The organism is Microbacterium sp. BR1 (genome assembly GCF_002812725.1).
In the GTDB taxonomy this organism is placed as follows: domain Bacteria; phylum Actinomycetota; class Actinomycetes; order Actinomycetales; family Microbacteriaceae; genus Microbacterium.
Genome location: NZ_NMUN01000004.1, coordinates 532,788 through 548,301, shown reverse-complemented (window position 1 = coordinate 548,301; position 15,514 = coordinate 532,788). Strand labels below are relative to the sequence as shown.

Annotated in this window: 14 protein-coding genes and 1 tRNA gene; 8 read left to right on the top strand and 7 right to left on the bottom strand. The window is 69.5% G+C overall.

Going from position 1 to position 15,514, the window contains the following annotated elements:
- Window position 1: 1 nt before the first annotated feature.
- On the bottom strand, window positions 2–1,642 hold the full coding sequence (locus CGU35_RS06755) for a SulP family inorganic anion transporter (protein ID WP_100810794.1): 1,641 nt from the start codon (window positions 1,640–1,642) through the stop codon (window positions 2–4).
- The gene (locus tag CGU35_RS06750; RefSeq protein WP_100811328.1) at window positions 1,639–2,004 is read right to left on the bottom strand and encodes an ArsR/SmtB family transcription factor; all 366 of its coding nucleotides are present in this window, start codon (window positions 2,002–2,004) and stop codon (window positions 1,639–1,641) included. The genes CGU35_RS06755 and CGU35_RS06750 overlap by 4 nt, the downstream gene beginning before the upstream one ends.
- Window positions 2,005–2,072: 68 nt before the next feature.
- Here CGU35_RS06750 and CGU35_RS06745 point away from each other — a divergent pair, with 68 nt between their 5' ends.
- A complete protein-coding gene (locus tag CGU35_RS06745; protein WP_100810793.1) occupies window positions 2,073–2,897 on the top strand; it encodes a TrmH family RNA methyltransferase in 825 nt (274 codons plus the stop codon).
- 37 nt (window positions 2,898–2,934) lie between these two features.
- On the opposite strand, the gene CGU35_RS06740 is transcribed toward CGU35_RS06745, so the two are convergent.
- Window positions 2,935–3,801, bottom strand: a complete 867-nt coding sequence (locus CGU35_RS06740; protein ID WP_100810792.1) for an SGNH/GDSL hydrolase family protein — start codon at window positions 3,799–3,801, stop codon at window positions 2,935–2,937.
- A 161-nt stretch (window positions 3,802–3,962) separates the two neighbouring features.
- Between CGU35_RS06740 and CGU35_RS06735 the strand changes: the two genes are divergently transcribed.
- Together CGU35_RS06735 and CGU35_RS06730 are read left to right on the top strand one after the other, a co-directional pair.
- Window positions 3,963–5,795, top strand: coding sequence for a DEAD/DEAH box helicase (locus tag CGU35_RS06735; protein ID WP_374935763.1), 1,833 nt, complete (start codon window positions 3,963–3,965; stop codon window positions 5,793–5,795).
- Window positions 5,796–5,953: 158 nt separating this feature from the next.
- Complete coding sequence (locus CGU35_RS06730; protein WP_100810790.1) at window positions 5,954–7,045, top strand: VIT1/CCC1 transporter family protein; 1,092 nt, start codon at window positions 5,954–5,956, stop codon at window positions 7,043–7,045.
- Between the two features lie 4 nt (window positions 7,046–7,049).
- Here CGU35_RS06730 and CGU35_RS06725 read toward each other — a convergent pair whose 3' ends face one another.
- The gene (locus CGU35_RS06725) at window positions 7,050–8,657 is read right to left on the bottom strand and encodes a peptide chain release factor 3 (RefSeq protein WP_181003375.1); all 1,608 of its coding nucleotides are present in this window, start codon (window positions 8,655–8,657) and stop codon (window positions 7,050–7,052) included.
- A gap of 107 nt (window positions 8,658–8,764) precedes the next feature.
- Window positions 8,765–8,850, bottom strand: a tRNA-Leu gene (locus CGU35_RS06720).
- A gap of 80 nt (window positions 8,851–8,930) precedes the next feature.
- Between CGU35_RS06720 and CGU35_RS06715 the strand changes: the two genes are divergently transcribed.
- The gene (locus CGU35_RS06715) at window positions 8,931–10,259 is read left to right on the top strand and encodes a M20/M25/M40 family metallo-hydrolase (RefSeq protein WP_100810788.1); all 1,329 of its coding nucleotides are present in this window, start codon (window positions 8,931–8,933) and stop codon (window positions 10,257–10,259) included.
- Window positions 10,260–10,325: 66 nt separating this feature from the next.
- Complete coding sequence (locus CGU35_RS06710) at window positions 10,326–11,156, top strand: undecaprenyl-diphosphate phosphatase (RefSeq protein WP_100810787.1); 831 nt, start codon at window positions 10,326–10,328, stop codon at window positions 11,154–11,156.
- A gap of 13 nt (window positions 11,157–11,169) precedes the next feature.
- On the opposite strand, the gene CGU35_RS06705 is transcribed toward CGU35_RS06710, so the two are convergent.
- Window positions 11,170–11,655 carry a GNAT family N-acetyltransferase gene (locus CGU35_RS06705; protein WP_100810786.1) on the bottom strand — a complete coding sequence of 162 codons (486 nt, stop codon included), beginning with the start codon at window positions 11,653–11,655 and terminating at the stop codon, window positions 11,170–11,172.
- 114 nt (window positions 11,656–11,769) lie between these two features.
- Complete coding sequence (locus CGU35_RS06700; protein WP_100810785.1) at window positions 11,770–12,633, bottom strand: PAC2 family protein; 864 nt, start codon at window positions 12,631–12,633, stop codon at window positions 11,770–11,772.
- A 138-nt stretch (window positions 12,634–12,771) separates the two neighbouring features.
- Between CGU35_RS06700 and CGU35_RS06695 the strand changes: the two genes are divergently transcribed.
- Genes CGU35_RS06695 through CGU35_RS06685 form a run of 3 tightly spaced genes read left to right on the top strand, consistent with a single transcriptional unit; the run spans window position 12,772 to window position 15,493 of the window.
- A complete protein-coding gene (locus tag CGU35_RS06695) occupies window positions 12,772–13,458 on the top strand; it encodes an HAD family hydrolase (protein ID WP_332870752.1) in 687 nt (228 codons plus the stop codon).
- Window positions 13,455–14,528, top strand: coding sequence for a tRNA (adenine-N1)-methyltransferase (locus tag CGU35_RS06690; protein WP_100810783.1), 1,074 nt, complete (start codon window positions 13,455–13,457; stop codon window positions 14,526–14,528). Before CGU35_RS06695 ends, CGU35_RS06690 begins: the two co-directional genes overlap by 4 nt.
- A gap of 5 nt (window positions 14,529–14,533) precedes the next feature.
- A complete protein-coding gene (locus CGU35_RS06685) occupies window positions 14,534–15,493 on the top strand; it encodes an FKBP-type peptidyl-prolyl cis-trans isomerase (protein ID WP_232711177.1) in 960 nt (319 codons plus the stop codon).
- Window positions 15,494–15,514: the final 21 nt, after the last annotated feature.

The window sequence follows — 15,514 nt, the reverse complement described above, 5'->3', positions numbered from 1 at the left end:
CTCAGGACTCGCGGAGCACGTGGCTGCGCGCATGGGCGATCGCCGAGGGAAGGTCGACGAACAGGTGATTCTGGTGGCGGAGCGACCCCAGCACGCCGACGGTGCGGAACAGTTCGACATGCCCTTCGCGGACGCCCTTGATCAGCACGGTGACGCCGCGGCGCTCGAGCTGCTGCACGATCTCGCCGAGCACGTGGGCGCCGGTCGCGTCGACGAGCTCCAGCTGCGACATCCGCAGCACCACCACCGAGACATCGTCGAGGGACGTGACCTCTGCCAGCACCCGGTCGGCGGCCGCGAAGAAGAGCGGACCGTCGAGGCGGATGACGGCGATGCGCTCATCACCCGGTTGCGGCTCTCCGGCGATGGGTTCCCGACTGACCCCCGTCGCCCGCGACAACCCGCGGAGGGCGAAGATCGCGGCGACGATCATTCCGATCACGACGGCCACGATCAGATCGACCGAGACCGTCACGACCGCGGTGACGATGTACGCGATCGCATCCGCGCGCGTCGAACGCAGGATCGAACGCGCGGTCGCCAGATGGATCATCCGGATCGCCGTGACCATCAACACACCCGAGAGAGCGGCCAACGGGATGGCTCCGACGGGACCGGCGACCGCGACCACGACGAGCAGTAGCACGAGCGCGTGGGTCACCGCGGCGAGTCGCGAGCGTGCCCCTGCCCGAACATTGACGGCGGTACGGGCGATGGCGCCGGTAGCGGGCATCCCGCCGAAGAGTCCCGATCCGATCGACGCCAGACCCTGTCCGACGAGTTCGCGGTCGGGGTCGTACGGGCCGGTGTCTGCGAGCGAGGCCGCGACGCGCGCCGAGAGCAGCGACTCGATCGCGGCGAGTGCGGCGACCGTGAGCGCGGGCAGCAGCAGGCTCGACAAGACGCCGGGGTCGAGGCTCGGCAGGCTCGGTGCCGGAAGGGATGCGGGGAGCACGCCGATCACGGCGAGCGGATCCGCCACGACGAGGGTGAGGAGCGTCACGACGAAGACACCCACGAGCGATCCGGGGATCGCCGGATGCAGCCGGGGGAGGACGAGCATGCAGGCGGCGACGATGACGACGGCTCCCAGCGCCCAGACCAGGTAACCCAGATCCGCTGAGGCGAGGGAGTCGAACGCCGCGAGGATGACGTTCGTGTGCGATCCACCGTGCGTCGCGGGTCCGGTCAACGCGGGTACCTGCTGCACGAAGATGATGACGGCGATGCCGAGCGTGAAGCCCTCGATGACCGGCCATGGGATGAACGAGACGGCGCGCCCGAGCCGCGAGATACCGGCGACGACGACGATGAGGCCCGCCATGAGGCTGACGACGGCGACGGCGCCGATGCCGTGTGCGGCGACGATCGGCGCGAGGACGACCACCATCGCGCCGGTCGGTCCCGACACCTGGACGTTCGAGCCGCCGAAGACCGCCGCGACGACGCCGGCGACGATTGCCGTGATGAGTCCCGCCGCGGCGCCCGCACCCGACGAGATCCCGAACCCGAGAGCGAGCGGCAGGGCGACGATGCCGACCGTGACCCCCGCGAGCAGGTCACGCCGCCAACTGGTCCGCACACCTCGGTAGTCATCGCGCGTGGGCAGCAGGGAGCGGATGGCTCGCAACGCTCGTCTCATGCGGACGCGCCGAACGCGGGCAGGTCGGCGACATCGTCCGCACGCGCGCCGTCCTCGGCGACCAGCGTCGCCAGGAGCCGGCGGGCAACGGCCAGGAGTTCGGCGACCTCGGGGTCCGCGAGGCGGTAGTAGACATTGCTTCCCCGGCGTTCGGACGTCACCAGGCGGTGGCGGCGCAGGACCGACAGGTGTTGCGAGAGGTGGGATGCCTCGAGGCCCGTGCTCGTCTGCAGATACGCGACGGTGTGTTCGCCGCCGTCGGCGAGGAGCTCGAGCATCCGAATCCGGAGCGGGTGCGACAGGCCCTTGAAGAGCCCGGCCTTGACCTCGTAGAGCGGGCGCTGTGCGGGGGATAGTGGCATGATGAATCCATCATATCGAGGGCAGAGCTTGAGCAGGACAGGGTCCACACGGTCGGTAGGTTGGGATCGTGACAGTCGAGCGCGTGACGGATGCTTCGGACCCGCGCCTGGCGGACTACCGCGATCTGACCGACGTCGCTCTGCGCAGGGTGCTCGAGCCCGCGGGTGGGCTGTACCTGGCGGAATCCGCGAAGGTTCTGGCGCGCGCCCTCGCCGCCGGGCATCGACCCCGCTCGGTGCTGACCCAGGAGAAGTGGCTCGATGAGGTCGAGCGCCTGCTGCGTGACGAGCTCGGTGCGGAGTCTCTGGCGACGCCTGTCTACGTCGTCGATGCCGAGCTGGCCGAGGCGGTCACGGGCTATGCCGTCCACCGCGGTCTGCTCGCCTCGATGCATCGGCCCGTCACCCCACCGGTGCGCGAGCTCCTCGCGCAGGCCCGCCGTGTCGTCGTGCTCGAGGACCTGGTCGACCACACGAACGTCGGGGCCGTATTCCGGGCGGCGGCGGGTATGGCAGCGGATGCCGTGCTCGTCTCGCCGCGATGCGCCGATCCGCTCTACCGACGAAGCATCCGGGTCAGCATGGGGACCGTGTTCCAGGTGCCCTGGACCCGCCTGCCGGCCTGGCGCGAGGGGGCCGAGCTGCTGCACGAGGCCGGGTTCCACATCGCTGCGCTCGCTCTGGCGGACGACGCCGTCTCGCTCGATGACTTCGCCGCCGATCCGCCCGATCGTGTGGCCGTCGTGCTCGGCGCGGAGGGCGATGGTCTCTCGCGTCAGGCGATCGCGGCGGCCGATTCGATCGTGACGATCCCCATGGCCGGGGGCATCGATTCGCTCAACGTCGCGGCCGCGAGCGCGGTCGCGTTCTGGGCCCTGCGCATCCGCTCCTGACGGCCTCGACGGCGGCTCCGACCGAATCCTCGACGGGTTAGACGGTCTGCCTCGGCTGGGCGTCTGGATCCTGCCCCGGCGCGAGAACCGTCATCGGCAGCGGTTGGGGGCGTTTCGCGCTGATGTTGTCGCCCGAGGACTGGTGTCGCAGGCGCCGCAGAACCCAGGGAACCAGGTGCGTCCGCGCCCACACCAGGTCGCCGACGCGAGCCGTCCGCCACGTCGTCGTCGGCAGCGGGTCGGGCTGCATGTGCACGAGGTCGTTCGGCACGTTGAGCGTCCGCAGCACCATGCGTGCGACCTCGTGGTGCCCCAGGGGATTGAGGTGCAAGCGATCCGCGTCGAAGAACCGCGCGTCCTGGATCTCCTTCAATCCCCACTGATCGGCGACCACGCAGTCGTACCTGTCGGCGATCGCGCGCAGATTCTCGTTGTAGATCGCGATCTTGCCGCGCATGGTGCGGAACACCGGTTGCCAACGCACATCGATCCCCGTGAAGATGACGATCGTCGCGCCGCTCTGCGACAGACGCGCGACAGCGTCCTCGAACTGTGCGGCAACCGCGTCCGGGTCGGCCCCCGGGCGGATGATGTCGTTGCCGCCCGCGCAGAACGTGATCAGGTCCGGCTTGAGGGCGAGGGCGGGTTCGACCTGTTCGGCGACGATCGGGGCTATCAGGCGTCCGCGCACGGCCAGGTTGGCGTACGCGAAGTCGGGGACCTGCGATCCGAGCACCTCGGCGACGCGATCAGCCCATCCGCGGTAGCCCCCCTCGAGCCGCGGTTCGGGGTCGCCGACACCCTCGGTGAACGAGTCGCCGATCGCGACGAATCGCCTCCACGGATGCGTCGGCTGACCCGCTGCGTCGGTTGCGTTCTCGGATGTGCTCTCGTGATCGGGCATCGAACCTCCTCGCTTGTCGGCCGTTCCCGACCATACCGCGCGGTCCTGACACCACCCGCCTGTCCACGCGCAAGCCGTGGAGGGCGGGTGTCCGCGGGGTCGTCTATCGTGGTCAGTCGTGCGTTCGGGCGAGCGGATGCCGACGCGGGAGGGGTGTGCAGGTGAGCGAGGAGCAGTCCGGCGCGCACGTCGGCAGTTTCGCCGCCGAACACCTGTCGCCCGCGTACCCGCAGCGGGCTCCGTGGGGAACGGCCCAGGCGCTGCGTGCGTGGCAGGCCGAGGCCCTCGACATCTACTTCGCGCTCGACGGGCCCGACGGCGTCGGCAACGGTCCGCGTGACTTCCTCGCCGCCGCAACTCCGGGCGCAGGCAAGACGACCTTCGCGCTCCGCCTCGCGACCGAGTTGCTGCGGCGCCGGGTCATCGCACGGATCGTCGTGGTGGCGCCCACCGAGCACCTGAAGACGCAGTGGGCGGATGCCGCGGCCCGCGTCTCGCTGCGGCTCGATCCGAACTTCAGCAATCGCCACGCGATGCCCTCGCGCCAGTACCACGGGGTCGCGGTGACCTACGCGCAGGTGGCGGTCAAGGCATCCGTCCATGAACGCCTGATCATGGATGCCCGCACACTCGTGATCCTCGATGAGGTGCACCACGGCGGCGATGCGCTGAGCTGGGGCGACGCCCTGCGCGAGGCGTACGGACGAGCCACGCGTCGGCTGCTGCTCTCGGGCACGCCGTTCCGCAGCGACACGGCCCCGATCCCGTTCGTGGAGTACGCGCCGAACGAGAAGGGCATCAGGCTCTCGCGCACCGACTACAACTACGGCTACCGCCGTGCTCTCGAGGACGGCGTGGTGCGTCCCGTCATGTTCCTCGTCTACGCCGGCAAGATGCGGTGGCGCACGCGCGCGGGCGACGAGATGGAGGCGTATCTCGGGCAAGACAACACGAAGGACATCACGGCCCAGGCGTGGCGGACCGCACTCGACCCCAACGGCGACTGGATCCCCGCTGTGCTGCGGTCGGCGGACCGGCGCCTGACCGAGGTCCGCGAGCAGATTCCGGATGCCGGGGGCCTGGTCATCGCGACCGACCAGACCGCGGCCCGGGCCTACGCGGCGATCCTCGAGGGACTGACCGGCGAGACTCCGACCGTCGTGCTGTCGGACGAAGCCGAGGCATCCTCACGCATCGAGCAGTACGCCAGCTCGACCTCGCGGTGGCTGGTGGCGGTGCGCATGGTGTCGGAGGGTGTCGACGTGCCGCGCCTCGCGGTCGGCGTATACGCCACGTCGGCTTCGACCCCGCTCTTCTTCGCGCAGGCGATCGGGCGCTTCGTGCGGGCCCGGCGTCGCGGCGAGACAGCAAGCATCTTCCTGCCGAATGTGCCGCAGCTCATCGCGCTGGCGGGCGAACTCGAGCGCGAACGCGACCACGCGCTCGACCGCGACAGCGATGCCGACGACGAGTGGACGCTCGATGAAGACGCCATGGATGCGGCCGAACGCGAAGAGTCCGCCTCCGACGCCCTGACTCAGGAGTTCACCTACCAGGCGCTCGGGTCGCTGGCGCACTTCGATCGGGTCATGTTCGACGGACGCGAATTCGGTCAGCTCGCGGTACCGGGGACGCCCGAAGAAGAAGAGTTCCTGGGCCTTCCGGGCCTGCTCGAGCCAGAGCACGTGCACGAACTGCTGATGCAGCGGCAGACCCGCCAGGGCAAGCACAGGAGCGTGCGCGAGGCCGCAGAGGCGACCTCGCGCGAACAGCCCGGAGCGGATGCGCCGCCGCCGGCCTTGCACAGAACGCTCCGCGAGCAGCGCCAACTGCTGAACAGCCTGGTCGGGCTGTACGCCCGTCAGGCGGGCGAGCCGCACGGACTCGTGCACGCGGAGTTGCGCCGCATCTGCGGTGGTCCCGCCGTCTCGCACGCGACGGTGGCCCAGTTGCAGGCGCGCATCGAAGTGCTGCGTCGGCGCGTTCACTCGTGAGCGGTTCGGGCCAGCTCGAGAGTCGTCTCGGGAACCTGCTTCGGAGGCCCGAAATGCTGGCAATACCGACGATCTGAGGCTCACCGCTCGCCCCTGTGGATAGCGTTGACGGGTCCCCGCCGCATCCGCTCCATCGTCCCCGTCGCCCTGGAGGCCCTATGAGCGCGCCCGCGCCCACCCCGACCGCCACCGATCGCCGACGATGGATCCGCTACCTCGTCAACGAACGGGCGGAAGCGAGCGTCTACCGACACCTCGCCGCGCGTCGCGAGGGCGAAGAGCGCGCTATCCTGCTGGCGCTGGCGGAGGCCGAGGGGCGGCACGAGGCTCACTGGCTGACGCTGCTCGGCGGCGAGCCCGCCCGGCTTCCGAAGGCCGACCTCGAGACGCGCGTGCTCGGGTGGATGGCCCGGCGCTTCGGCTCGATCTTCGTGCTGGCGTTGGCGCAGAACGCCGAGGGCCGCTCGCCCTACGACAGCGAGGTCTCGGCGACGGCCGCGATGCGCGCCGACGAGAAGATCCACCACGAGGTCGTGCGCGGGCTCGCAGCCCGGGGACGTCGGCGACTCTCGGGTACGTTCCGCGCCGCCGTCTTCGGCGCCAACGACGGTCTGGTCAGCAACCTCGCCCTGGTCATGGGGATCGGGGCCACGGGCGTCGCGCCCCAGTTCGTCCTCTTCAGCGGGATCGCCGGCCTGCTGGCCGGTGCGCTCTCGATGGGGGCGGGGGAGTTCGTCTCCGTCCGGTCGCAGCGCGAGCTCCTCGCCGCGACCGAGCCCAACGGCTACGCCGATGACGTGCTGCCGGACCTCGATCTCGACGCGAACGAGCTCGCGCTCGTGTACCGCACGCGGGGCATGCCGATCGGCGCGGCGCTCGAACGTGCCCGCAAGACGGTCGAGGCCGCGCGTGCCGCGGACCGGTCCACGCCGTTCTCGGTGCCGCGCGAGGCCGCGGGGGAGCACGAGGTCGTGGGCGGTGCGTGGGCCGCCGCGGGCTCGAGCTTCCTGTTCTTCGCCTCGGGAGCGATCATCCCGGTGCTCCCGTGGATCTTCGGTCTGTCGGACGTGGCCGCGGTCGTGCTGGCCCTGGCTCTCGTCGGGATCGCGCTGCTGGCGACGGGCGCCATGGTGGGCCTCCTCTCGGGCGGACCGCCGCTCCGGCGCGCGCTCCGGCAGCTGCTGATCGGATTCGGCGCGGCGGCCGTCACCTACGTGCTCGGTCTCGCGTTCGGCGTCTCGATGGGCTGAAGCCCTATCGGCCGACGACGACGCGTTCCGCGTCGAGCGCGAGCCCCGGGACTTCCTTCTCGAGCGAGCGCAGCTGCCACTCCGTGCGGAAGAGGGCGAGACGCTGCGCCTTGCGCATCACGATCTCGCAGTCGCGGCGGGATGCGAGCGCGGCAGCGGTGTCGGTGTCGACGAGCCGGGCGACGGTATACGGCAGATCGGTCAGGCGGATCTCGACGCCGAACTCCGATGCCATCCGACCCGACAGCACCTCGAACTGCATGGCACCCACCGCGCCGAGCACGGGGTTCTGGGGTCCTCGCTTCTCCGAGTCGAGCAGCTGCACGACACCCTCCTCGGAGAGCGCGGTGATTCCCTTGCGGAACTTCTTCGCGGTACTGACGTCGACCGGCGACGCGAGGGCGAACAACTCCGGGGTGAAGGAGGGGATGCCCTCGAACTCCACCTTGTCCTCGGAGTAGAGCGTGTCTCCGGGGCGGAGGTGCGTCGCGTTGACGAGTCCGACGATGTCACCCGGCCAGGCCGTGTCGACCGTGTCGCGTTCCCGCCCGAACATCTGCAGGGCGTACTTCGTTGCGAACGGGCGCCCCGTCTGCGCGTGCACGACGGACATCCCTCGCGTGAACACGCCCGAACAGATGCGCATGAAGGCGACGCGATCGCGGTGGGCGGGGTCCATATTGGCCTGGACCTTGAAGATCTGTGCCGAGAAGGGCGCGTCGACGGGCCGAGGCATCCCGTTCACGCTGACGCGCGGGGTTGCCCAGGGCGCGGCACGGCAGACGAATCGCAGCAGCTGCTCGACACCGACGTTGCGGACGGCCGCACCGAAGAACACGGGCATGCCGGTGAGATCCTCGAATGCCCCGGCGCGGAAGTCCCCGCCGTCGAGTTCGACGAGCTGGGCCTCTTCGACCGCGGTCCGCCAGTCGTCGCCGAGCAGGCCCGCAGCATCCGTCGCAGGGTGGAGCCGGGTCTGGGGAAGGTGCGCGTTACCGTCGACGTGATCGAACGTCATGAGCTCGCCGGAGGTGACGTCCCGCAGCCCGAGGAAGCGTCCCGCCTCGCCCACGGGCCAGTTGAGGGGCATCGGCTGGCGCGACGTGACGCGCTGCAGTTCGTCGAGCAGATCGAGCGGATCGCGGCCGGGGCGGTCCCACTTGTTGATCATCACGATGATCGGGATGCCGCGGTTCGCGCAGACCTCGAAGAGCCGGAGCGTCTGGGCCTCCATGCCCTTCGACGCATCGATCAACATGACGGCCGTGTCGACGGCCGAGAGAACGCGGTAGGTGTCCTCCGAGAAGTCGGCGTGCCCGGGGGTGTCGACGACGGTCACGACGGTGTCATCGACGGTGAACTGAATGGCGGCGGAGCTGATCGAGATTCCGCGCGCCTTCTCCATCTCCATCCAGTCCGAGACGGTCGAGCGTCGGGTGGACTTGCCGTGCACGGCGCCCGCCTCGGAAACGGCGTGCGCGTTGAGCAACAGGGACTCCGTCAGAGTCGACTTGCCGGCGTCGGGGTGGGAGATGATCGCGATCGTCCGTCGCCGCTTCGCTTCTTCGACCACGCGATGGTCGGCCCGGCCGGTGTTCTCTTCAGATGTCACGATGCTCCGATTTTAGGCGACGCACGGGTGGTGCGCGTCGCGCATCGGCCGACAACCAAGAAGGCCCCGGATCTGAAATCCCAGATCCGGGGCCTTCTCTACCGCTGTGCGCGAGGGGGGACTTGAACCCCCACGCCCGTTAAAGGGCACTAGCACCTCAAGCTAGCGCGTCTACCTATTCCGCCACCCGCGCATGGGTGAATTGCTTTCGCAACCGAGGATCGAGACTATCACGACTCGGCCGTCCACCTGGACCCCGGTAGCCTGGTCGGCATGCCCGGAGCTGACGCATCCTCATCGTCGCCGGTCTCGGGGCGCGAATTGCCCGAGGTCGCGCGGATCGCGCGCGATCTGATCCGCTTCGACACGTCCAACTGGGGCGGCGGCAAGGCGAACGGCGAGCGCGAGGCCGCCGAGTACGTCGGCGCCTACCTCGAATCCCTGGGGTTGGTGGTCGACTACTTCGAGCCGATCGCGCGGCGCACCAATGTCCACGCGCGCATCGTCGGCCGGGATTCGTCGAAAACCGCCCTGATTCTGCACGGTCACCTCGATGTCGTACCCGCCCCGCAAGAGGGGTGGAGCGTCGATCCGTTCGCCGGCGAGGTGCGCGAGGGCATGCTCTGGGGCAGGGGAGCGGTCGACATGAAGGACATGGATGCCATGATCCTGACCTCGGTCGCCGAGTTGCTGCGCGCGGGGGAACAGCCCGAGCGCGATGTGATCGTGACGTTCTTCGCCGACGAGGAGAACGGCGGGGTCGAGGGCTCACAGCTCGTCGTCGCCCAGCGCCCGGAGTGGTTCGCGGGTGCGACCGAGGCGATCAGCGAGGTCGGGGGATATTCGATCTCGGTCGACGACCGCCGGGCCTATCTGCTGCAGGTCGGGGAGAAGGCCCTGATCTGGATCCGGCTGATCGCCCGAGGCCGTGCCGGGCACGGTTCGCGTCTGCATCCCGACAACGCCGTCACGCGTCTGGCCGAGGCCGTCGCCGCCCTCGGCCGCACACGATGGCCCGTCCGGCTCACGGCGACGACGCGGCAGTTGCTCGACGGCCTCGCGGCACTCACCGGGGGTGACACGGCCGACCCCGATGCCCTCGCCGCGCACGCTGGACCCGCCGAGGGGTTCCTCCGGTCGACATTCCGGACGACGACGAACCCGACCGGACTCACCGCCGGATACAAGCACAACGTGATTCCCGATCACGCCGAGGCTCTGATCGACGTGCGGGTTCTCCCGGGCACCGAGGAAGCGGCACTGGCGGACATCCGTCGCATCATCGGCGACGACGTCGAAATCGAGATCGTGCACGCGGACATCGGCCTCGAGGTTCCCTTTGCGGGAGCCCTGGTCGATGAGATGGTCGCGGTCCTCGGCGAGCACGATCCGGGCGTCCCCGTCATCCCGTACCTGATGGGTGGCGGCACCGACAACAAGGCCCTCGCGGCTCTGGGCATCGCCGGGTTCGGTTTCGCGCCGCTGCGGCTCCCTGCCGATCTCGACTTCACCGGCATGTTCCATGGCATCGACGAGCGCGTCCCGATCGAGTCCCTCGAGTTCGGGCAGCGCGTGCTCACCGATCTGCTTCGCCGATACTGACCTACGGATGCCTCGGTCAGGGGCCATCCTCATCCCCCCGTCACGAACCCGCACCGGAAGCTGCCCATGCAATTCATCGAAGCCCTCATCCTCGGCGTCGTGCAGGGACTCACTGAGTTCCTGCCCATCTCGTCGAGCGCGCACCTGCGCATCCTCGGCGAGTTCCTGCCGTCGGCGACCGACCCCGGTGCGACTTTCACCGCGATCACGCAGATCGGTACCGAAGCGGCCGTGTTGGTGTATTTCTGGGGGACGATCGTGCGGATCATCTCGCGCTGGGCGCAGTCGCTCGCGGGCAAGGTGCCGCGCAACGATCCGGACGTGCGGATGGGTTGGCTCATCATCATCGGCTCCGTGCCGATCGCGGTCCTCGGCTACCTGTTTCAGGACACCATCCGCGGCACCTTCCGCAACCTCTGGCTCGTCGCGATCGTGCTGATCGTGTTCGGTCTGCTGCTCGGTGCCGCGGATTACTGGGGTCGCCGCACGCGGGAGCTGAAGGACCTCACGTACCCGCACGGTCTCGCGCTCGGGTTCGCGCAGGCGCTCGCGCTCATCCCGGGCGTGTCGCGCTCGGGTGCGACGACGACGCTGGGCCTCGCGCTCGGCTACACCCGACCCGCGGCAGCCGAGTACGCCTTCCTGCTCGCCGTACCCGCCGTGTTCGGGTCCGGACTCTACGAGCTCGTGCAGAGCTTCGAGGGGCCGAGCGGTCCGTACGGCCTCATCGACACGGTCGCGGCAACGATCGTCGCGTTCATCGTGGGACTCGCGGTCATCGCGTTCCTCATGCAATACCTCAAGCGCGGCAGCTTCCTGCCGTTCGTGATCTACCGTCTGCTGCTCGGCGGCACGCTGATCGTTCTGCTCTCGATCGGCGTTCTGCAGCCGTACTGACCCCGGACCCGCGCTAATCCAGCGTGGGCATGAGGACCAGGACGATCTCTTCGACCTCGCGACCGACGCCCGGAGCGAACTCCGCGTTGCGGGAGAGTTCGGTGAATCCCGCTCGCGCGAGCACCGCACGGGATGCCGCATTGTGCGACGCGACACGGGCGAACAGCGGCCGCTCGGGTTCGCGTGAGACGAGGATGCCGAGCGTCTCGGTGGCGACGCCGCGACCCCAGGCATCCCGGGCGATCCAATAGGTGACCTCGCGGTCACCGTCGGTCGTGAACAGGCCGGCGGTACCCGCGAAGGCGCCGTCCTCGGTCACGACCCAGGCGAGGGCGTCGGGGTACGCGCGCAGCCGGGCGATCCACGCGTCGAAGCCGGCGCGATCGTCGGGGTCCGCGGCTGTGAAGGCCGCCATCTCGACCGCCTGCGGGTCGCGCATCATCTCGAAGACGGCGTCGAGGTCGTCGTCCCGAAGATCGCGCAGCTCTATGTGTCCCACGGGTCAACGGTATCCGTTGCCGTCCTGTCGGGCCCGAGCGATCGTGGCTGTCGGGCGTGCCGTGGCCGTCGGTCGCGCCGTGGGCTGTGGGATCTCGCGCAGTTGACCGGGGTCTCAGCGGCGCGGGTCGTCGCGACCGGGCTTCGACGGCCCGTCGCCGCCGCGCCGCAGGTAGCGCTCGAACTCCTGGGCGATCGCGTCACCGGACGCCTCGGGTGAGTCCCACGTGTCGCGCGTGCGCTCCAGCTGGCGGATGTACTCGGTCATCTCTTCATCGTCGGCGGCCGCGGCGTCGATCGATGCCTCCCATGTGGCTGCCTGGGTCGGCAGGTCGCCACGCTCGATGGGCGCGCCCGCGACATCCTCGAGTTTGTCCAGCAGCGCGAGCGTCGCCTTGGGCGAGGGCGTGTGCCCCGCGACGTAGTGCGGCACGCTCGCCCACAGACCCACGGCGGGGATCCCCGCCTCTTCCGCGGCCGCGGAGAGGACGGACAGGATGCCGACCGGACCTTCGTAGGTGCTGCGCTCGAGGCCGAGGCTCTCGCGGACACGCTCGTTCTCGGTGCCGGCGAAGACGGAGATGGGTCGCGTATGGGGCACGTCGGACATCATCGATCCGAGACCGACGATGCCGGTGATGTCCTCGCGGAGGGCGACGTCCACCAGCTCTGCGGCGAAGGCCTGCCACGCTCGCGCCGGTTCGACGCCCGTGAGCAGCCACAGCTGCGTGCCTCGCGTTCGCTGCGCGGGGCGCAGGAGCGTCGCCTCGGGCCAGCGCAGCGAGCGGCGTCCCTCGGCATCCATCGCGACCTGCGGGCGCGTGTACTGGTAATCGAAGTAGAGCTCCGGATCGACCGAGTGGACAGGTTCGAACTCTCCCGCTCCACGCAGTACCCCGAGGGCAGCCGAGGCCGCCTCGCCCGCGTCGTTCCAACCATCGAATGCGACGACGAGCACTCTGCGTCCGAGACCTTCCACCGCGCCTCCTCCCACCGCGCCTCCTCGGCGTGCGGTCCGTGCGAGGACGGATGTCGCCGCGCGGAATCTCTCCAGGATAGGCGTTCGCGCTCGGGCGCGGTCCAGGTTCGGCGGGATGCCCTCGGTAGCATGGGGCGGGTGACTCATCCCCATCCGCGTGCAGTCCTCTGGGACATGGACGGAACACTCGTTGACACCGAACCCCACTGGATGGCGGCCGAGACGCCGCTCGTCGAGAGCTTCGGGGGAACCTGGTCGCACGAACAGGCACTCCAGCTCGTGGGGCTCGGGCTCGAAGATTCGGCCCGCATCTTCCAGGCCGCGGGTGTGCGGATGAGCGTTCCCGAGATCATCGATCGGCTGACCGACGATGTGCTCGCCTCCCTGGCGAGCGGCGGGGTGCCGTTCCGGCCGGGGGCCCGCGAGCTGCTGATGGCGCTGCGTGAGGCAGGCATCCCGACGGCGCTCGTGACGATGTCGATGCACCGGATGGCGGCATCGATCGTCGATCTGCTCGAGTTCGAGGCATTCGACCTGATCGTCGCGGGCGACGATGTCGAGCGGCCCAAGCCCTTCCCCGACCCCTATCTCCAGGCGGCCGAATTGCTCGGCGTAGACATCCGAGACACGGTCGCGATCGAGGACTCCCCGAACGGGGTGCGGTCGGCGGTGGCCGCCGGGTGCACGGTCATCGGTGTTCCGAACCTCGTCTCGCTCGCGGGAACGGGCACCTCGGTCATCATCGAGACTCTGGCCGGGGTGGACGTCGTGGACATCGCGCGGATGCATGCCGAACGCGGTCTGCACGCCGGGCACGTCGCATGAGCGGCACGGAAGAATACGAGGGTCCGCGGACATCCGGACCTTTCGGCGCGGGCGACCGCGTGCAGCTGACGGGCCCCAAGGGTCGCCTGCACACCATCACCCTGCGGGTCGGCGGCGAGTTGCACACGCACCATGGGGTGCTCCGCCACGAAGCGCTCATCGGTTTGCCGGATGGCTCGGTCGTGGAGAACAGCGCCGGTCACGAGTACCTGGCGCTCCGTCCACTGCTGCGCGATTTCGTCATGTCGATGCCGCGCGGCGCGGCGATCGTGTACCCCAAGGATGCCGCGCAGATCCTCGCCCAGGCGGATGTGTTTCCCGGTGCGACGGTCGTCGAGGCGGGCGTCGGATCGGGCGCCCTGTCGCTCTGGCTGTTGCGTGCGATCGGCCCGGCCGGTCGGCTGACGTCGTTCGAGCGCCGCGCCGACTTCGCCGAGGTCGCCCGGGCGAATGTCCAGACCTTCCTCGGTGAGGAGCCTCCGACCTGGCAGGTCGTCGTCGGCGACCTGGCGGATGAGCTGCCGGCCGCGGCCGAGTCCGCGACCGTCGACCGCGTGGTGCTCGACATGCTCGCGCCGTGGGAGTGCATCGATGTCGTCGCGGAGGCTCTTCGACCCGGCGGTGTGGTGATCTGTTACGTCGCGACGGCGACACAGCTCTCGCGCGTGGCCGAGTTCGTGCGCGGAACGGGGCTGTTCACGGAACCCGAGTCATCCGAGACCATGGTGCGCGGATGGCACGTCGAGGGCCTTGCGGTGCGGCCCGACCACCGGATGGTCGCGCACACGGGCTTCCTGATCTCGGCTCGCCGACTCGCGCCGGGCGCGGTCGCTCCCGAGCAGAAGCGTCGCGCGTCGAAGTCGAGCTACGGCGATGAAGACGTCGAACTGTGGACGCCGGGGGCCGTCGGCGATCGTGAGATCACCGACAAGAACCTGCGCAAGCGCGTGCGCGAGGCCCAGCGCGCCGCCGACGCCCGACGTATCGGCGACGGCGGAGAAGACGACCTTCCGGATGCCGCTGCCGACGGTGCCCCCGACAATCGTGCCGAAGCGCCGACCATAGACTGATGCCCGTGCGTAAATTCCTCGTTGCCGCGATCGCGGTCGGCCTCGTCGGCGTCGGACTCGTCGGATGCTCCTCGTCGGGATCCGCGGATGCCTCCTGCGTGCGGCCGGTCTCACCCGAGACCGAACTGCCCGCCAGCGTGACGGGGGCGTTCGGTTCCGAGCCCGAACTCGATGCGTACACGCCCGTGCACGCCGACGAGACGGTCTGGACCGACGCCATCGAGGGCGAGGGCCTCGCCCTCACGGCGTCCGACCAACTCGTGCTCGCCGACATCGTGCTGTTCGACGGAACGACGGGGGAGCGCCTGGGCGGGACCCTGTTCGACGGCGACGTCAAGCAGGCACGACTGCTGTCCGAGTGGACGAAGACCTTCCCGGGGCTCGAGGAGTCTCTCGAGTGCGCGCGCGAAGGCAGTCGCGTGCTGACGCTGCTGCCGAGCGGCTCCCTCCCCGCCGAGGCCGCCGATGGCCTGGGCCTCACGAAGGACGCGACGGCGATCCTCTCGGTCGATCTGCAGAAGGTCTACCTCGCGAAGGCCGACGGCGCCGACCAGTTCGTGACGGACAACGGCCTGCCGAGTGTCGTGCGGGCGCCCGACGGTCGACCCGGCATCATCGTCCCCGACAGTGCGCCCCCCACCGAACTCAAGGTCGCGGCGCTCAAGAAGGGCGGCGGCGCCGAGGTCACCGGCGACGTTCCGGTCCGTGTTGCGTATACGGGCGTGCTGTGGGACGACAAGTCCGAGTTCGACTCGTCGTGGGGCAAGGCTCCCGTGTCGTTCTCGCTCGACAACGTGGTCACGGGCTTCGGCGATGGCCTGCGCGGCCAGACGGTCGGGTCACAGATCCTCATCGTCGTTCCGCCCGAACTCGGCTATGGCGACACGGCGAACGGCGCGATCCCCGCGAACTCCACGCTCGTATTCGTGGTCGACATTCTCGGGCTCGACGAACTGCCGGAGTGATTTCGCGCCCCGTCTGGGGAT